This window comes from Streptococcus equi subsp. zooepidemicus (assembly GCF_015689395.1).
GTDB classification, from domain to species: domain Bacteria; phylum Bacillota; class Bacilli; order Lactobacillales; family Streptococcaceae; genus Streptococcus; species Streptococcus equi.
In genome coordinates this window covers 734,127-752,888 of sequence record NZ_CP065054.1, presented here as the reverse complement: position 1 = coordinate 752,888, position 18,762 = coordinate 734,127, and the positions used below count along the sequence as shown (strand labels likewise).

Annotated in this window: 15 protein-coding genes; all 15 read right to left on the bottom strand. The window is 42.7% G+C overall.

Annotated features, from left to right (window positions below):
• Window positions 1-78: 78 nt before the first annotated feature.
• Complete coding sequence (locus I2432_RS03610) at window positions 79-1,017, bottom strand: YihY/virulence factor BrkB family protein (RefSeq protein WP_206156331.1); 939 nt, start codon at window positions 1,015-1,017, stop codon at window positions 79-81.
• Between the two features lies 1 nt (window position 1,018).
• Complete coding sequence (locus tag I2432_RS03605; protein WP_014622584.1) at window positions 1,019-1,879, bottom strand: methionyl aminopeptidase; 861 nt, start codon at window positions 1,877-1,879, stop codon at window positions 1,019-1,021.
• A gap of 16 nt (window positions 1,880-1,895) precedes the next feature.
• Window positions 1,896-3,179, bottom strand: a complete 1,284-nt coding sequence (gene spxR, locus I2432_RS03600) for a CBS-HotDog domain-containing transcription factor SpxR (RefSeq protein WP_012515337.1) — start codon at window positions 3,177-3,179, stop codon at window positions 1,896-1,898.
• Window positions 3,172-3,726, bottom strand: coding sequence for a GNAT family N-acetyltransferase (locus I2432_RS03595; protein WP_043040353.1), 555 nt, complete (start codon window positions 3,724-3,726; stop codon window positions 3,172-3,174). The genes spxR and I2432_RS03595 overlap by 8 nt, the downstream gene beginning before the upstream one ends.
• Before the next feature lie 293 nt (window positions 3,727-4,019).
• Window positions 4,020-5,321 (bottom strand): albumin-binding GA domain-containing protein, encoded by a 1,302-nt coding sequence (locus tag I2432_RS03590; RefSeq protein ID WP_206156332.1) that lies wholly within the window; start codon window positions 5,319-5,321, stop codon window positions 4,020-4,022.
• 559 nt (window positions 5,322-5,880) lie between these two features.
• A complete protein-coding gene (locus tag I2432_RS03585; RefSeq protein WP_206158986.1) occupies window positions 5,881-7,671 on the bottom strand; it encodes a glycoside hydrolase family 3 protein in 1,791 nt (596 codons plus the stop codon).
• 123 nt (window positions 7,672-7,794) lie between these two features.
• Window positions 7,795-8,598 (bottom strand): HAD family hydrolase, encoded by an 804-nt coding sequence (locus I2432_RS03580; RefSeq protein ID WP_111677895.1) that lies wholly within the window; start codon window positions 8,596-8,598, stop codon window positions 7,795-7,797.
• A gap of 265 nt (window positions 8,599-8,863) precedes the next feature.
• Window positions 8,864-9,703, bottom strand: coding sequence for an SDR family oxidoreductase (locus I2432_RS03575; protein WP_206156334.1), 840 nt, complete (start codon window positions 9,701-9,703; stop codon window positions 8,864-8,866).
• A gap of 14 nt (window positions 9,704-9,717) precedes the next feature.
• Window positions 9,718-10,812 (bottom strand): mannonate dehydratase, encoded by a 1,095-nt coding sequence (locus tag I2432_RS03570; RefSeq protein ID WP_014622577.1) that lies wholly within the window; start codon window positions 10,810-10,812, stop codon window positions 9,718-9,720.
• A 254-nt stretch (window positions 10,813-11,066) separates the two neighbouring features.
• Window positions 11,067-12,464, bottom strand: coding sequence for a glucuronate isomerase (gene uxaC / locus I2432_RS03565; protein ID WP_043983687.1), 1,398 nt, complete (start codon window positions 12,462-12,464; stop codon window positions 11,067-11,069).
• A gap of 30 nt (window positions 12,465-12,494) precedes the next feature.
• Window positions 12,495-13,112 (bottom strand): bifunctional 4-hydroxy-2-oxoglutarate aldolase/2-dehydro-3-deoxy-phosphogluconate aldolase, encoded by a 618-nt coding sequence (locus I2432_RS03560; RefSeq protein ID WP_043025537.1) that lies wholly within the window; start codon window positions 13,110-13,112, stop codon window positions 12,495-12,497.
• 192 nt (window positions 13,113-13,304) lie between these two features.
• A complete protein-coding gene (locus tag I2432_RS03555) occupies window positions 13,305-13,976 on the bottom strand; it encodes a FadR/GntR family transcriptional regulator (protein ID WP_012679236.1) in 672 nt (223 codons plus the stop codon).
• 41 nt (window positions 13,977-14,017) lie between these two features.
• Window positions 14,018-15,808 (bottom strand): beta-glucuronidase, encoded by a 1,791-nt coding sequence (gene uidA, locus I2432_RS03550; protein WP_043983689.1) that lies wholly within the window; start codon window positions 15,806-15,808, stop codon window positions 14,018-14,020.
• A gap of 20 nt (window positions 15,809-15,828) precedes the next feature.
• Window positions 15,829-16,857 (bottom strand): sugar kinase, encoded by a 1,029-nt coding sequence (locus tag I2432_RS03545; protein WP_043983690.1) that lies wholly within the window; start codon window positions 16,855-16,857, stop codon window positions 15,829-15,831.
• Between the two features lie 85 nt (window positions 16,858-16,942).
• On the bottom strand, window positions 16,943-18,487 hold the full coding sequence (locus I2432_RS03540; protein ID WP_014622570.1) for an MFS transporter: 1,545 nt from the start codon (window positions 18,485-18,487) through the stop codon (window positions 16,943-16,945).
• Between the last annotated feature and the right edge of the window lie 275 nt (window positions 18,488-18,762).

Genomic DNA, 18,762 nt, shown 5'->3' with positions numbered 1-18,762 from the left:
AATGAAGTAAGGACAAGGGCCCTTACCCCATCAACTAATCACCAAGCACAGTCTTGCTTTTCATTTTAAGATAAGCCACTATTTCTTGGGCGGCGCACCATCATTGCCTAATGTCTTTTTGATGAGAGAAACAACATTACCGCTGCGTCCCTCTAATTTGCCGATGGATAGCTCTTGGTAGGTAGCATTAAAAACTGCCCCCATAATCAATATCCTTGCCAGGAAAATAAACCACAGCATGATGATAAAAACCATGACCGAACCAAAGGTTTTAATATCGACCATTCGCTCCACATTATGCACCACATAATTACCAACCATATTGCTCAAAAAAATCATGACAAAGGTGGTAAAAAATGTTCCTGGTAAGATATACCTGATTTTCTTGATTTTGATATTTGGCAACAAAAAATAAAGCAACATCAGACCAACAAATATAATCAGTATCGTAACCGGCTGAATCAGGAACAAAAAGAGCGTCGTGATGTTATCATTTAAGTGATAATGCCTATCCAGCACCTGAATCGCTGCCTTAGAAAAGGTTGAAAAAATCAAGGCAAAGGTCAACAAAAACAGGATCAGCAGGCTGGTTAGTAAGCCTACCAAATGACCGAGCAAAAAATCACGATGCTCAGAAGCATCATAGGCCTTATTAAAGGCCTTTTGTAAAGAGGCTAGGCTTCGTGACATTGTCCAAAGTCCTGTCAAGGTAGCTATTCCTAAGACACCTCCTGATGGCTTGGAAAAAATATTAACCACAATAGAGGAGGCAGAGCGATAAATATCCTTAGGCAGCTGTTCCTTCATTAAGCGTAATAAGTCTGAAATATCAATATTTAAATAAGGAAAAATATTAGCCGCAATGACAATGAGTGGAAAGGCTGTCAAAATAAGGTAATAAGCAACTGCGATCGCTGACAAATCCATCTCTGCACTCTGAAAATGGCGCATAAAGGCTTTGATCGGCTCATATTGCCATTTTGATATGACCTTGTCCAAGAATTTCTTTATTGACATTCTAATAAGTTCTTTCTTCGCCCTGACTAGTTAAAATCACTGGACCATCCTTTGTAATCACAAATTGATGCTCATACTGGCAGGACAAGCCACCATCAAGTGTTTTATGGGCCCAGCCTGTTTTCATATCTGTATCAATTTCCCATGTGCCAGTATTGATCATCGGCTCTACGGTGAGCACCATGCCCTCCTTCAGACGTAGTCCTCTTCCTGCTGTACCATAGTTAGGCACCATCGGCTCTTCGTGCATGGTTGGTCCAACACCATGACCAACAAGGTCTCGAACCACACCGTAGCCATGACTTTCAGCATATTGCTGGACTGCTGCACCAATGTCACCAATGCGGTTCCCCACAACTGCCTGCTCGATCCCACGATACATGGCTTCCTTGGTCACGTCCATCAGCCTTTTGACCTCATCAGACGGTGTACCTACAGCATAAGCCCAGCAGGAATCAGCCAAACCACCTGTATAAGATTCTGTCCACTTCTTCATTTCTGCCACATTATCAAAATCCAAGGCCGCTACATCAACGACAGCCTTATCAAGTGGCTCACTTAGCACCATATCTACCTTAAGCAAATCCCCTTCCTGTAGAATATAATGGCGCGGAAAAGCATGTGCAACCTCATCATTTAGCCCGCAGCAGGTAGCATAAGGATAATCCATCAATTGACCATCAACACCGATCTGTAAAGGAAGCACATTGTCTTCCTTGCAGCGCCTGCGCACATATTCTTCGACCTCCCACATGTCAACCCCAGGCTTAATGATCTGTCTGAGGCCAATGTGAATTCCAGCAAGAAAGTCTCCTGCTCTATCCATAGCTTCTATTTCACGCGCAGATTTTAATGTTATCATTGTTTTTGTTTCTCCTCTAATTAAGCTTAGTTGTAATAATGGCTTTAGCAATCACCTGATCATCAACCATGACCTCCATATCAAGTGTACTGCTTCTTCTATTTTCAGTTATAATTTTAGGGTATATCCTCAATTGATCATCAATTTGGACAGCATGTAGAAAGTATATCATCATTTGCTCGATAATGATATTTTTTTGGTGTTTTTTCGTTAACACTCTGACACTGATTTCCTTTAAGAATTCAGCAACCACTCCATTTGACAGATTGCCAGCACTATCAATCATGGTAGGCTCAATCATGACCTGATAATAATCCAAGGTCTCCTCAAGGCTTGATAGCATTTGCTGGCTATAGGTGTAAAGATTTCCCGGCTGGTGATTCGGCAGATTTTCCATAGCCTGTCGTCTGGTAATAATCCCCAGCAGAAAATGATGATCATCAACTACTGGGAGCATGTTCAAATCCTCAAAGATCATTTTTTGACTAATATTAGCCAGGCTAGCATTGGGCTTTGCAGTGATAGGATTTGGAGACATCACCTGCTCAAGTCTGGTATCGGTGGGCTGATCAACCACATCACGCATACTGACCACACCAACCACCTGATCAAGCGCATCTACAATTGGAAACCTTACTTGACCTGTCTTTTTAATCAGTGCATTAAATTCCTCGACAGTGTCTGTCTCATAAAGGCAGCCGTATTCTTCAACTGGAATCAGAACCTGAGCAACTGTTTTTAAATCAGTCTTAATGCGAATATTAGACAAGGCATGGTTAATCATTGTTGCCACTGTAAAGGTATCGTAATGGGTCACCATGACCGGAATACCTTGGCTATCAGCTGTTTCAATAACCTGCTTAGACACCGGAAAGCCACCCGTCACTAAGATAGCATTGTGATTTTTAAGGGCTAACAGCTGGATATTTTCACGATCGCCAACAATCAAAAGCCCTCCTTTGATCAAATAACGGTGAATATTTTGCTGGGTCATCGCTCCAATAGAAAACTTGCTAAACTCATGTCCCAAACCAGCATGTCCAGCTAAAACCTCAGAATCACTGATCCTTGCAATTTCAGCATAGGTTAAACGGTCAATACGAACCCGACCCTTTTTTTCAATACGGACAGTACCGCTGCGAGGCTTAGTCTCAACAATGCCTCGATTTTCAGCCTCCTTGATCGCTCTATAGGCAGTACCATCACTAACCTTTAAATGATTTGAAATACTCCGAACACTGACACGTTTTCCAATAGCAAGTCTTTCTAAATAATCCAAAATCTCTTGATGCTTACTCATAATGATACTCACCTATCGTTAGTTGATATTCTAAATAATCTCGTATGTGATGACTATGCCGATCACTGCCCTTAAATTGCTTTGTTAATCGAAAGCCGGCTTTTTCAGCAACCCTCTGGCTGGCCTTGTTTTCCAGATGTGTCACAATGATTAGCCGTCTTAGGCCGAACTCCTGAAAAGCTAAAAAGGTAAGCGTCTTTAAGACCTCGGTCATTAAGCCCTTCCCCCAAAAGGGCTGCGCTAAAAAATAACCAATCTCAGCACTTGCCTGCTGCTTATCATATTTTTCTAGTCTAATAGAGCCAAGCATGCTATGGCTGGTCTTATCCTCTATTAACCAGACTCCCAAGGGCTCTTTCATAAAAGCATTGACCATTAAGAAATCACTCTCAGCCTTGGTCATGCTCTCTGGAAACACAAACTGGTAATGGCTGTTATGACTGATCATATCATAAAACGGCTGATGATCTGCATATTGAAAGGGCCTCAAGAGCAGTCGTTGCGTCTCAACAAAAGCAAACCTTGCTAGCTGTGTCCAAATATCCATAGCCTCCCCTTCAACATGCCTGTAATACTATTATTATAGCAGATATCACCTAAACATTCTATAACTGTCATGAGTTTTGCCATGATGATCATAATAACCTGACAAGCCATATCATAGCTCAATCAGACTCTAAGCTGTTAAACTATTACTAACAGTCAAAACCAAAAAAGAGAAGACCGTCTGATCTTCTCTTGCTATCTTATCTGCTAATGCTTAAATGGGCTACATCATAGAAAAGTCCTATGAGTAAGCTCATCCTTCTAAGGCTAAACATGCTTCCATAAATACACTGCTTAGTCCTGCTGACGCTTTGAAGTCACTGCTAAAGCACCTGCACTCGCCATAATGGCAAGAGCCGCTGCTGTAAAGAAGGGATTAGCCTTCTCACCAGTCGTTGGAAGAGTCTTAGCCTTTTGCTTATCTTTTTGCTTAGCTGGTGCTGTCTTAGTTGCTGGTGTAAGCGGTGTCAACGGAAGAGAAGCTGATGGCTTTTCTGGCTCAGCTGGACTCTCCTCCAAAGCCTCAGTAACTGTAAATGTCTTTGTAGCAGTGTCGTAAGCCCATTCACCAGTAATGCCATTGTCATTGGCATATTGCCTGAAGGTCTGCTCGGCTGTGGCTGCGTCTACTGCCTTAGTAGCTGTTTCACCTGAGAAGGTAACCCCCTTAATAACAAGCCTATAGGTGGTCAAAGCTGGTGTTAATTCTGCCGCCTCAATAGTCTCAGCTACAGGCTGTTCAGTGACTGTAAATGTCTTTGTGGCAGCATCATAAGCCCAAACGCCGTCTACACCATTTTTATTAGCATAGTCTCTGAAGGTCTGCTCAGCTACAGCTGCGTCTACTGCCTTAGTAGCTGTTTCACCTGAAAAAGTTGCTCCCTTGATGACAAGCTTATAGCTAGTCAAGGCTGGTGTTAGTTCTGCTGCGTCAATGACCTCAGAACTCGGTAGAGCTGATAAAATCTCTGCCTTAAGCGCATTGACACCTTCAACAGTTTTGGCTTTGTTGATTAAGGTCACATAGTAATCACTAATGCCATACTGCTTTAGTTCATTGATAGCAGCTTCTTTGGCCTTGAGCAAAGCCTCTGCTGCTAGCTGTCCTGTGATACCTGCAATTTCTTCACGAACATCATTGATGGCTGCATTCACTTGATCGACTGAAACAGCATTTGCCACCTTAGCTGCTGCAGCAACCAGGGCTAGCTGAACCTTTTGATCACTTTCGTGCTGATCGCTTAAGGCATTGATTGCTCTATAGGCCTCACGTCTTGCTTCATCAAGCTGAACACCAGCAACAGCTGCCTTTGCTTTGTCAAGAGCTGCTTTAGCCTGATCAACAGTATCTGCAGCAAGTGCCTCAACTCCAGCATTAGCAAGAACAGCCTGAAGCTCTTGATTGTCAGCATAGTCATCACTCAGCTGATTGATTTCCCTAACAGCTTCTCTAATGAAGGCTGTTGTAGGCTCTAACACTGTTGCTGCGTCTAAAGCACCCACTGAAGTCGTTCCAACCAGAAAGGCTGCTGACACTGAAGCTAAACCAACAGCTGATTGACGCAAAAAGTAGGATACCTTTTTGTTTTTTTCCATTTTTCCTCCCTCGCTTTTTGTAAAAAAACTTTGATACTAAAAACTATTAATGTCACTTCTATTATACTACGCCATTCTTTTTAATCAACCATTTTATTTAATTTTTCTGTTAATTTTTGTATGATTAATTTTATTAAGCTGTTTTTTGATGACTATTAATTGTTAATGCTGACAAAATAAGTTATTATTATTGATTTTGTTATAAATCATTAATATATTATATTTTTTCGTAATTTAAAATTATTCTTAATATATCATCTCTAAAAAACATTATCTGTTCAATTGTTTCACTTATCAACAAGCTTATAGCTTGTCTATCATCTGAAGCAAGGTTGATCATTAGGCACAAAAAGAAAAGCTAGAATGACCCTCTAGCTTTTCTTTAGGATTAACAGGCTCTATCATCTCCATATCGGATAAAACTCCCCACCACAGGGATTATGGGGCTATTTCTGCAGCTACAAGGGGCTGATTAACAGGTTTTATCCTGAAATCTTTTTAAATCATTCAGAGCAATCACCGCAGAACACGTAAAGCCTCTACTTATCCTGTAGCAACCTCAGAAGCTATGCCATAGCTGGGTATCAATCAAGCCACAAAAGGCATCAACAGGAGACACTCCGGTGAATTCAGATTCACCAGCTAATTTTGCAACTAAAGCCTTCATGGTATTGTCCTTGCCATCGTAAGCGTTGATATAGGTACCAACCTGTGGCATATCAGCAAGGGCAAAGGCATGCTGAACTGAAACAACGATTGTTGGGACCTCATGGACGTAGAATGGCTGATCCGGTGTTCCCTTAGCAGCTGGCCAGATAATACGCTGAACTGTGCCTCCAGAATTGACGTCCACCAAATTAAGAATCAAATCATAATGCTCTGTAATGTTTGAAATCGGCTGCTTTTGTGCATAAACATTAGCAATAGCTGCTGCACGCTCTTCCTCTGGTAGCTGCATGATTCGCTCTTCGGTTGATTCCCAGACAGTTACCTCATGCCCACGCGCCTCTAGCAATTCCTTGACAATATCTGAAGCCCGTTTCTTCTGTCCTGCAATCATGGCACCAAAGCCACCCTTATAACCCTCAACATTAACAATCAGCACACGCTTGTAGCGCTCTGGAGTTACCGGGAAAATCCCTGCCTGCTTGTTTTTCACAAGGGTAATGGCCTTGTCGGCAACCTCATCTGCAATTGCTTGAGCCTCTGGTGTATTGATCAAGGCCATCGCCTCTTCCTTAGGCAGCATAATATCTTCTCGGTGTCCTTCAAAGCGATGAAGCCCAAGCTTTGCTTTCAAGCCAAGCGTACGACGAAGGGCGTCATGAAGGCGTTCGTCACTTAAAATCCCTGCCTCATAGCCCTCTTTCATCCATTGTAGGTCTTCATCTGGGTCATTAAAGAATAAAAAGAGATCGCAGCCTGCCTCAATCGCTGTTGGTAACAATAAGCGACGTGGCATTGAGGCTGTCATCGCAACCATATGCGAAGCGTCAGTCACAATAGCACCATTATAGCCAAGCTCACCACGCAGCAGCTCATCTAAGAGGGTTTTGTTAAGTGAGGCTGGAAGCATATCATCTAACTCACGCTCAGGGTGCATAGCCTTTTCAACATTTGGCAGGTGAATATGTCCTGCCATAATACCAGGTAAGCCAGCCTCTGCAAGCTCGCCATAAATACATCCAAAGCTAGATAGCCACTCCTCCTTGGTCATTGGGTTTGAGGCAAAGGACAAATGATGGTCACGCTCATCAATACCATCACCAGGGAAGTGCTTGGCAAAGGGCATGATACCATATTCCATAATCCCCTTCATATACTCTTTGGAAAGCTCAATGATTTGATCAACATTTGCCCCCCAGTTGCGATTAGCAATGATTGGATTACGCCAATTACGCGTCAAATCAACAATTGGCGCAAAGGAGGCATTACAGCCAACAGCTGACGCTTCCAGTCCTGCAATCCGTCCCATTTCATAAGCGTATTTAGGATCGTTTGTCGCAGCTACCTTGATTTCATCACCAACCTTAGTGCCATCATTGACAGCACCATCACCACCAGCCTCTGTATTGGCAGCAATGAGCATTGGAATCTTGGATTTAGTTTGCAGGATATAATTTTGATCCCAAATTTCTGAAGCCATGCCTTTATTGTAGCGAACAGCTGCAATATGATAATCCTCAAGCACCTGAGTTAAATAATCCTCTGATCGACTAGCCCCCATATTAACAAATAGCTGACCTATCTTCTCCTCCAAGGTCATTGCTGCAATGGTATCCTCCACCCAGCAAATAGCTTCTTCGTCTAGGCTATATGGTTTTTTTCTTAAATCTACTAAATGTGTCATTGTACTTCCTTTCAACTAAAGCCTTCTCTGCTTGCTTTTCTGTTTTAATGAATGGCGCTACAGCAACCTGCTACCAAGCCCTAACAGGCTCAGCTCCACTTATCTGCTGCAGGATCTACCTGTCTACCTATCAAGATTACGCCAGAAGGCTTCTGTAAGGCTCTTGACATCAAGCTCTGTCAAGTCACCAGTCGTAAAAGCCTCAGCAGCATGTGACAGGTCCTGCCACGAGCTAGCTTCCTTACCAACGAGGATTGGGAAAAAGGTGATCTGGTTTTGCTCAGCCGCCGCTAGATCACCCGGTGAATCTCCTATCATCATCATGCGCTCTCTTGCATACCCCTCATCAATGAGCTGTGCAATGACAGACTCTTTTTTGCCACGATCCTGACAATACAAGTCATCAATATGTGCCATCAAGCCTTGATCCTGCCATTCCTTTTGAACAGCCTCTTTATTAGCTGAGCTGACAACAAAAACCCGACCAAGCTGGTGCAAGGCCTTAAGACCAGACAAAGCTCCTGGAAACGCCAAAGCCTCTCCTTGATAAGCCTCAATCTGACGGTTTACCTCATTTGACCAGTCCAAGGCCTTTTGCAGGTCATCACTAGGACGCTTAAGAAGCTCCGCCTCCAGAGATTGATTGGATAATGAGGCAGTATGTTGTACCCATTGCTTTAAAGCGTCAATCCCTGTAACTCCTGCGTACTCTAGCCCCATAACAAGCCCAACAAAGCGGTTAACACCGCGTGTACGCGAATAAAGATTAATGCGATCCCACTCTTTTAAGAAAGACGCTTGATCTGCCACCGCAAAATAATCCGCCGCAAGCGGACCAAAAAAGAGCTGATGCTTATAAGTCATGGTGTCCATTGCGCAGCCATCTGAGTCCACACAAAAGACAAATTGTTCAGTTTTAGCTGTCATTCCAACCTCCAAATCATCTGATGAATTAATTCTAACATAGTAAGAAAACGCTGTCAATAACAAACCTAATATCAGCTGCCTTTCTTTTTTAAAAGCTATAGTTACTTATTGATTACCTCCAAAGGTTAGGCTAATACCCCTTAGCACTAACCCCTAAAATCATCATACCTTTATTAATGACATCTTGGCTACAAAGCAAGCTATCACAATAGAAAAACCACTTGAGGCATTGCAGTTTGAGTTCTCAAGTGGTTTATGTTTTAGCTTAAACGCCTGAATAAGCTGCAAAGCCGCCATCAATTGGGAGAACAACTCCGTTCACAAAGGAAGCAGATTGCTCATCAGCCAAGAAAAAGAGGCCTCCAATTAATTCTTCTGCCTCACCAAAGCGTCCCATTGGTGTATTCTTCAGAATTTTTTCAGCGCGAGCAGTCGGCTGTCCGTCCTCTGTAAAAAGGAGACTACGGTTTTGATTGGTTACCAAAAAGCCAGGTGCAATAGCGTTACAACGAATACCAACCTTAGAGAAGTGAACAGCCAGCCACTGGGTAAAGTTGGAAATAGCTGCCTTAGCTCCAGAATAGGCTGGAATCTTTGTTAATGGCGTAAAGGCATTCATTGAAGAAATATTAATAATATTTGCCCCCTTACGACCAACCATATCCTGAGCAAAGACCTGTGTCGGCAGCAAGGTTCCTAAATAGTTTAAATTAATGACAAAGCTGATACCTGCTTCATCAAGATCAAAGAAGGTTTTTGTATCCTCTGGCAGGCTCGTGTCGTGAAACTCATTATCCGTTGTTGCCTTAGGGCTGTTTCCGCCAGCACCATTCACTAAAATATCTGCTGGACCAAAATCTGCTAAAACTGCCTGATGAACGGCCTCTAGGTTTTCTTTAGACAATACATTTGCCTGATAGGCCTTTGCAATGCCACCCTCTGCCTCAATATCATCAACAAAGGCCTGTGCCGCCTCTTGGTTAAGATCCAACAGTGCCACCTTAGCCCCTACTTTTGCAAATGCCTTTGCCATACTACCACAAAGGACACCGCCAGCTCCTGTGATCACAACAACCTTGTCCTTAAATTCAATAACTCGACTCATCTCATGCCCCTTTTCTATTTATCTCCAACTGTTTTGACAGTAATACCAAAATCTGGTGTCTTTCCAGCTGCACGCATATTAGCCTCATAAAGCCCATTAAAATAGGTCGCACCAAGTGCCCGGTCATACAGCCCATAGCCAGGGGTTTTGGTTTGATCTCCCCAGATACGACGACCATGATCTGGACGAAGTGGTCCTTGCCAGTCATAATCAACCAATAATTTGATAATAGCATTCATATCAATGTCACCAGCCTGTGACAAGTGAGCGGTTTCTTGGAAGCCCCAATCACCAGCGGTGACATTACGCGTATGCATAAAGTTAATACGCTGGCGCTTAAGCGCGTACTCCGTCATAGCGATCACATCATTTTGAGGATCAGAAGCATAGGAGCCCACACACATGGTAATCCCATTATTAGGGGAATCATAAAGGTCTAAGAAGCGCTCTACAGCCTTTTGACCTGTTATGATACGTGGTAAGCCAAAAATACCATAAGGAGGATCATCAGGGTGGATAGCCATCTTAACGCCAGCTGCCTCTGCTGTTGGCATAATAGCCTTAATAAAATAATCTAAATTAGCCCACAGGTCTTCTTCAGAAATATGATGACGATAATGCTCAATAATAGCCTTCATCTCTTCCTTTGAATAAGAAGAATCCCAGCCCGGCAGGTTCAAATCATCTGCCACAGGATCCACATCTGCTAAGTCTGCCTTTAAAAAAGCAAGTGAGGTTGATCCATCAGGCAGCGGGTAATTGAGGTCTGAGCGGGTCCAATCAAACACCGGCATAAAATTATAGCAAACCACAGGAATACCTGCCTTACCAACATTGATGATAGAGGTCTTATAATTTTCAATCAGCTCATCACGATTGGGCTTTCCTTGCTTGATGTCCTCGTGAACAGGAATGGATTCAATGACTGAAATCTCTAAGCCTGCAGCCTCAACTGTTCTCTTCAATTCAAGGATATTTTCTAGTGGCCAAGCCTGACCAACCGGTACATCATACACAGCTGTTACAATTCCCTGCATACCAGGAATGGCCTTGATTTCCTCTAAACTTACTGGATCATGCTTTCCATACCAGCGAAACGACATTTTCATAGTATCATACCTCGAGTTCTCGTAAACTCCTTTTCCTTTCGATTCACACAATTGTTATTGTTTTTGTTTTTTGAGCTAATGCCCTTATAGCTAAAGGGCCTGCTGCTTGGTTTAGCCTTTGGGATCTAGCCAACCAACAAGACACCGATAGCAGTCAGCAGGCCGATATTGTCCTAGCCTCTTTTAAGACCAGGATCTTGACCATAGAGCAACATCATATCTCTATGCTTCTTATAGCTAACGACCAAGACAGCCTAGCTAAAATACTGGATAGCGTTATTGTAGGCAATGTCTTTGGCCATGCTACCGAGTGCCTGATAATCCTCTGGTACCTCACCTTCTTCAATCCATTCACCAAGGTAGGTCGATAAAATACGCCTGAAGTAATCATGACGCTGATAGGATAAGAACGAACGCGAATCCGTCAGCATGCCAACAAAATTAGCTAACAAGCCTTGCTCAGCCAAGGCATTCATCTGGCTAATCATACCAAGCTTGGTATCAGCAAACCACCAGCCTGCACCAAATTGCAGATAGCCCGCAATACCGTTTTCATTGGCTTGGAAATTAGCAAGCGTATTGGCAACAGTAATATTATAGCTTGGATTTAGGTTATACCAGATCATTTTTGGCAGGCTGTCTCTTTGTACCAGATGATCCAACAGACGGTTCATATTGATAGCTAGTGCTGTTTGATCTCCCAGTGAGTCAACACCCACATCTGCTCCCAGCTTGTTGAAAATAGCTGAATGATTATTGCGAAGAGCGCCAAAATGTACCTGAGTAACAAAGCCATAGTGCTTATAAAGCCTACAAAGCTCTGCAAACACCGCTGTCTGCCATTGCTTGATCTCTAACGGCTGCGGCTGATAGCCCTCTAAAACCCTTGTCATGAGACGGTCTAATTGCTCTGGCTCTGCTGCTTCAAAGACAATCTTTGTAAAGCTGATGTCACTGGCCTTACAACCATTTTCTGCAAAATAGGCAATACGCTCTTCCATAGCCGCTATAAAGCTCTTAAAATCTGTAATAGTTCTTCCGGTAGCTTGAGCAAGACGAGCCACAAAATCTGCAAAGCGCTGATGCTCAATAAAAGCCTCATCTGGTCTAAAGGTTGGCGCGACAACCGTCTCAAAGGTATCATCAGCAGCTAATCTCTTATGCCAAGCTAGGTCATCAAGCGGGTGATCGGTCGTGCCAATAAACCGCACCCGACTATCTGAAATCAACTTTCTAGGACTAATCTGGTGCTCAACCAAGTAAGCATTGATACGATGATAGATTTCCTCTGCATTATCCTCAGTCAGCAGCTCACAGACACCAAAGACATTTTTCAACTCCATCACTGACCAGTGGTAAACAGGATTGCCATAGGAGCGCTGAAGCGTACGGGCAAAGGCCTTGAATTTATCCAGCTTAGAGGCTGAGCCTGTGATTTCCTCCTCGGAAATACCATTAGCGCGCATCAAACGCCATTTGTAGTGATCACCACCAAGCCAAAGGTCAACAATATTGTCATAAACCTTGTCCTCAAAAATTTCCTTTGGATCTAAGTGACAATGGTAATCAAAAATAGGCTGATCCTTGATTTGTTGATAGAGGCGCTTTGCTGCCTCATTTTTTAGCATAAAATTGTCGTCATTAAAAGCCATCTCGTCCTCCTCTTACACACCTACTACTTCTCAATCAAGGGCTGAAACAAATGCTCTTGCTATACGAGTCACACTGTCATAGCCCTCAGCCTCAACTCGGCTAGCCAAGGCTGAACCAACACCAACAGCAACAGCACCAGCATTTTTCCACTCCTTGACATTGTCAATTGACACCCCTCCTGATGGCATCAAATCAACCTCAGGAATAGGCCCATGAATGTCCTTAATAAAGCCTGGCCCTACAACGCCTCCAGGGAAGACCTTGATAATCGGACAAGAAGCAGCCATAGCTGTGACAATCTCGGTAGCTGTTGCACAGCCCGGAAAATAAAGGTTTGAGGCTTGGTTAGCAATATCTGCAATCTCTCTTGAAAAATGAGGACTAACTAAAAAGCTAGCACCTGCTGCAATAGCTTCTCTTGCCAGATCAGGCGTCATCACTGTCCCAGCTCCAATAATCACAGCATCATCATGCTCAAACTCAGCTGACAATATTCTAATAACCTCTGAAGCATTTGGAGTAGAATAGGTAATCTCGATATTACGAATACCGCCTAAAATAGCATGCTTAGCAATGGCAATAGCGTCTTCTACTGTTTTTCCACGAATAACAGCAAAAAAATAATTCTCTTTTAATCGGTTTAGCATAGGCTCCTCCTTTTTATGAAACCGTTGTCTTAGTTTTATTATATAAATCATCAGATGATTTGTCAAGGAAAAAGCAAAAAAAGGACTTGGTTCTAGTATCTCTAAAACCAAGCCTTCTTATCTAAGCCATCAAATAAATCAGTTAAAACCCAAAAGGCTGCACTTGGCTGTATCCATCAAGAAAGCCTAAACTTACGATAGAAATGCAGTTCGCTTAACGGTCATGATATGCAAAAGCATAGCGTCATGTGCTGCAATGGGATCTCCTGCTTTAATCGCATTCAAAATATCTCTGTGGGCTTGTAGAGAATCTTCTTTCATCTGACGATTTGTGTAATTGGCATTGATCAGATGAATCGACTGATTAATCACCGGCAGCAAGCTATCCATAGCAATATTGCCACTGTATTTTGCCATCAAGGAATGGAAATTCACATCCAGCTGCAAATGCTTAGGATCACCAGCAGCTACGGCCTCTTCAATATCAACAACAAGCTTCTCTAAGGCTTCAACCTCCTTTGGCGTTGCATGCTGTGCTGTCAAAGCGGCAATCCTAGGCTCAAGCAATAGCCGCAATTCAAACAAATCAGCGGTCAGCTTGGCTGTGTCCTTGACTAAGGAAAAGCCTAAAGGATCCTCAGAAACACCTTTTTTCGAGCTAATATAAGTACCTGATCCTTGTCTAACCTCTAAAACATTTCTAGTTGCTAAGCTTCTAACAGCTTCTCTAATAGTGCTTCTTCCAACCTCTAAGTCCTGTGCTAACTCATATTCATTGGGGAGCTTTGCTCCAACCTCATATCCCCGTTCTAAAATTAGCTTTAACAAGCGCTCTGCTGTTTTTTCGACTAAAGGCCTAGCCATACAATCCCTTCTTCCTACTTATTGCTAGCTACTATTGTACACTATTTCTTTTTATAATTGTAGTGGGGAATGGTATTCCAACGTTCTTTAAACAAACCAACCACATGCTTAGGCTGGCGATTTCTAGAAAAAAGCCCCTTGTGATTGCCTTGAATGCGGAAGATCATCAGATTAGTTTCAAAATCAGCAAAATTCCATACCTGCTCTCCAACTAGATTAGGAATCTCATCAAAAACGCGGTGACTCATCTCATAGAAGCGGCACTGAAATTCCTCTGTATATGGAATATCCCACATCGAATGAAGACCAGGAAGCGTATCTGCACCGTACTCTGTCATCAGGATAGGCTTGTTAGGAAACTTCTTCTGCCATTCTAATAGCTCCTGACGCAGCCCAACCTCTCCTTTGATCAAGTCTCCATGATCAACATACCAAGCATAATAACGGTTTAAGGAGATCACATCAACCAAATCCATCACCTTATCTCGATCAGGTGTTGCTAATAGCAGATTAACCAATGTTACTGGACGCTGCTGCAGATCTAGTGCCTTATAAAGAGCAATCAATGGCTCAAAGTATTCGTGTGCTCCCTCTTCATGGCTGGCAGGCTCATTGGCCACGACCCACATGACAACAGAAGGGTGATTCTTGTCACGCTTGACGAGCTCACGAATTGCTTGCTCATGCGCTTCCTTAGTTTTCATGACAGACCAAGTGCCATTGTCCTTTGGCGAAAGATCCAAGGAGGCTGTAAAGTTTTGGAAGAGCCCTACTGCTGGAACCTCATCAACAACCATGATCCCCATACGATCCGCTAGACGCATCATCTCCTCAGAGTAAGGGTAGTGTGAGGTACGAAATGAATTGGCACCAAGCTCCTTGAGCAGATTCATATCCATTAAATTAGCTGCTTCATTCAATCCACGCCCGTTGATAAAGGTATCCTCATGCTTACCAAAGCCCTTGAAATAAACAGGCTTGCCATTTAGTAAAAATTGTCCTTTTTCAACTGCAATACTTCTGATACCAAATGGCTCATCATAACTATCTACAACATTGCCATCTACGATGATCTCAACGTGGGCAGTGTATAGATAAGCATCTAAAACTTCCCATAAACGAACCTTATCAAGTCTTGCCTTGCCGTCAATAGCCTGCGCAACGAGCTTGTGCTCTTCATCAAAGATCGTCACCTTAACCTCATCAACAGCCACCGAGGTTTCAACAGATACCTTAACTAAGGCTGATGTCAGATCCTCAGACAAGTCACTCGTGATCGTGATATCTGAGATATGGCATTTTGGCCGCACCATAAGCTTCACTGGACGGTGAATACCAGCATAGTTGAAGAAGTCAAAATTCTCCTTGACAATCTTTTTGATACTGCCATCCTCTTGAGTTTCTTCACTATAATTGCCCACTGGAAGGCTGGTATAATCTAAAATATTATTGGCACAAACAGATACCTTAATTTGATTATCCTGATAATGGGTCTCAGGCACCAACACCTCAAATGGAGTGAAGCCTCCCTTGTGTTGCCCTAAAGCTTGCCCATTAACATAGACTGTTGCATTGTGCGTGACAGAGCCAAAGCGAAGTACCAGCTCCTCATCAGCAGCAAGATCTGGCACATCAACAAAGCACTCGTACCAAAAATCACCGATGTAATTGCGCTTGTCCTTATCCACAACCACATCATTAAAGGAGGTCGGCACAACCATCAGCTCATCAGAGGCTAGGAGCTCCTGCGGGTTATGGTCTCCTAGCTTAAATTGCCAGAGCCCACCTAAATCATAAATCTTTCTTGTTTTTGTCAGTATTGGGTATAACATACAATTTCTCCTTTATCACATTATCGTTGAATCTCATGCGATTCCTTGGCCAGTAAATGATCAATGTCATCTTGTGTCATGATATTACTATCACCCTCAATGGTATGCTTAAACTTAAAGCTAGCCATTGCAATATCTAAAGTAGCCTGCTCTTCTTTATGACTTAATAAGCCATGGATCAACCCTGCTGTAAAGGCATCACCCGTCCCTACTCGGTCCAGAACCTGAATACCAGATTTTTGGGTTTGGTAAAGGCTGCCATTTTGATACAGGTAGGCTTTTAACAGGTATTCATTGGTATAGCCCATCTCTCTTTGAGTGAAGGCAAAGCATTTTACCCCATAGGTATCAGCTAACTTAGCCAGCACCTCCTCCAACAAGGCCTCGTTATCATAGGGTCTATTCAAGCCTAATTGGTCCTTTAAATCAAGCACACCACTTCCTTTAAGCGTCAGCGGCTCAATACCGATACAAACATCAGCCAGCTGAACAAGAGGCGACAAGAGATCTCTAGCCTCCTGAAAGGAGGACCATAGACTGGCCCTAAAATTCAAATCAAAGGAAATAGTCACTCCCTCTGCTCTAGCCTTTGTCATCAAATAATAGGTCAGCTCATAAAGATCACTCGTTAGAGCAGGCGTTATCCCAGACACATGAAACCAATCAGCCCCCTCAAAAACATGCTCCAAATCATAGTCAGCACGCTTTGACTCCCAAAAGGCAGAATGACAACGATCATAGGTAACCCGACTTGCTCGCAAAGAAAAGCCCTTTTGATAATAATAAATCCCTAAGCGCTGCCCCTTTTCAATAATATGCTCTTGATTAATTTGACGCGAAAAGAGAAAGGTTTTTGTCATTTGTCCCAGATCATTGTCTGGAATAGCCGAAATAAGGGAGACCCGATGCCCTAGCTGAGCAAGGCTTGAGATGACATTAAGCTCAGAACCTCCAAATTGACAATCTAGACTTGTTGCCTGCTTTAATGTCTGATATTGAGGAGGTGACAATCGCAAAAGGATTTCACCCAAGGATACAACTTTTTTCACAACACTCCTCCTTGTACTATCAAGCTACTCTGTTATATTCTACAAAAAAGTCAGCCACTCCTCAAAGAAATAGCTGACCCAGCACCTAATCCTTATCAACAGGATATTTTGTCACATCGACATAGTCCATGTCTGACAGTGGTACATTTTTAGCGATAGCCTGCACGCGTTCCTTATCAGAGCTTGCTTTCATCACTTGAATCTTCTCTTGAATACGCACCATTTCCTCTTTGTCAAGCTTGTAGAATGACATCAAAATCAAAGCCACTAGTAAGGCTACAAATGGAATACCTACATGGAGCGCAATCAGGGCCATCTTTAAACTTGGGGTAAGTGGTGTCTCAATCGTTGGGTAGGCCTTTGAAAAACCAATACCAGCCAGCACTGCACCAATAACCATTGGCGCAAATGATGATGCAATAGAGTCAGTCAAGGAAAAGATTGTACCAATCATTCCTGATACATAACGACCTGATTCTGATGTTTCGTAGTCTGAAATATCAGCACCCATTGTTAGCACCAAGCTAGCAGGCGCTTGTGAGGCATAGCGAGCAATAATAAGTGTCACAGTAAATAAAACAGTGTAAAGGTTAATATGGCTTAAGCTGAGATCTCCCTTATTACCCATAAAGAGCACAATACCAAAGGCTAACAAGCCAACCAAGCCAATCTGAAGAGCTCTGATGTATGAGAAACGCAAGCCTCTCTTACGAGCAATGCCTGAAAAAGCAATATTAATCAAAATTCCTGGAACAATAAATAGCAATGAGAATTGACCAGACAAGGCATAGTTACCAAATAAAACACCAAACAGGATAACCATGACAACCGAATCACCAAAGAATTGAACAGCAAACTTAACCAGCGCTGCTGCAATTGATAAAACCTGCAATGGCTGATTGCCCTTGATAACCTTCAAATAGTCCTTCAGAGCTGTCTTTTGCGTATTTTCACCAAGACCAAAGAATTCCTTTCTGTCCTTGCTCCAAATACCAAGCACTGCCAATAGGCCCAAAATAGCTGAGATAACAATAGTGCCATAAATCAAAACATGGAAGAAGGCTGGTGTGAAGTTGCCAAATGTTGGAACCAAGAAGCTGGATACAACAAACTGTCCGCCTGTCATCAACAGGGTTGTCATAATCGCATCAACAATATTAAAAATAGGACGTTGCTTCGGATCATTTGTGAGGGCTGTCTGACCAGCCTTAGTAATGGTTTGCTGCATAGAGTAGCCGATTTTATGAATAATCAAAACCATGATAAAAAGTGGGAAACGAATTCCTTCATCAACACCACTTAGACCAAGCAGCAGGATAAGTGATAGGGCTGTGATAATATTTCCTATGATTAGGATCGGACGATACTTACCAAATTTAGTTTCTGTTTTATCAATCAAGATACCAATCGCAGGATCAATAAAGCCATCAAAGATACGAATATAACCCATGATCTGGCTGACAAAAATAGCCGCCAAGCCTAGAACACCTGTTGAAAAATAGGTCACAAACATAAATGTGAATAGGTAGATATTGGTTGAAGCATTGTTCAAAGCAAATAAAACAAGCTGCCAAACCTTAGCGCGGTTATAGGTAACCTCTTCAACCCTTTGGTCAATTGTTTTCTCCATCAGAGAAATCCCCCTTTTATCATTCGCTTATAGTGTAAGCGTTTTATTTCTACATGCCTATCTTACTATTCATCTGACGATTTGTCAACACAATTTAAACTTTTTTCGCCTGATTTTAAAAAATAAAGCTTATTTAGGATTGTTATCATTAAATTCATCTGATAATTTCTGATATCTTTAAAAATAGTCATCAGACAATTAATCATTGACACCAAAAAAACTGAGCCCTGCACAAGACAGAGCTCAAGCCTTTTACCAACACTTATCCAACCCCT

Coding starts and splice junctions, on each gene's coding strand:
- spxR (WP_012515337.1), bottom strand. CDS start 3,179: ATGAGTAAGCATCAAGAGATTTTGGATTATTTAGAAAGACTTGCTATT.
- I2432_RS03575 (WP_206156334.1), bottom strand. CDS start 9,703: ATGAGTCGAGTTATTGAATTTAAGGACAAGGTTGTTGTGATCACAGGA.
- I2432_RS03570 (WP_014622577.1), bottom strand. CDS start 10,812: ATGAAAATGTCGTTTCGCTGGTATGGAAAGCATGATCCAGTAAGTTTA.
- I2432_RS03580 (WP_111677895.1), bottom strand. CDS start 8,598: ATGACAGCTAAAACTGAACAATTTGTCTTTTGTGTGGACTCAGATGGC.
- uidA (WP_043983689.1), bottom strand. CDS start 15,808: ATGTTATACCCAATACTGACAAAAACAAGAAAGATTTATGATTTAGGT.
- I2432_RS03555 (WP_012679236.1), bottom strand. CDS start 13,976: ATGGCTAGGCCTTTAGTCGAAAAAACAGCAGAGCGCTTGTTAAAGCTA.
- uxaC (WP_043983687.1), bottom strand. CDS start 12,464: ATGGCTTTTAATGACGACAATTTTATGCTAAAAAATGAGGCAGCAAAG.
- I2432_RS03585 (WP_206158986.1), bottom strand. CDS start 7,671: ATGACACATTTAGTAGATTTAAGAAAAAAACCATATAGCCTAGACGAA.
- I2432_RS03595 (WP_043040353.1), bottom strand. CDS start 3,726: ATGGATATTTGGACACAGCTAGCAAGGTTTGCTTTTGTTGAGACGCAA.
- I2432_RS03560 (WP_043025537.1), bottom strand. CDS start 13,112: ATGCTAAACCGATTAAAAGAGAATTATTTTTTTGCTGTTATTCGTGGA.
- I2432_RS03605 (WP_014622584.1), bottom strand. CDS start 1,879: ATGATAACATTAAAATCTGCGCGTGAAATAGAAGCTATGGATAGAGCA.
- I2432_RS03540 (WP_014622570.1), bottom strand. CDS start 18,487: ATGGAGAAAACAATTGACCAAAGGGTTGAAGAGGTTACCTATAACCGC.
- I2432_RS03610 (WP_206156331.1), bottom strand. CDS start 1,017: ATGTCAATAAAGAAATTCTTGGACAAGGTCATATCAAAATGGCAATAT.
- I2432_RS03590 (WP_206156332.1), bottom strand. CDS start 5,321: ATGGAAAAAAACAAAAAGGTATCCTACTTTTTGCGTCAATCAGCTGTT.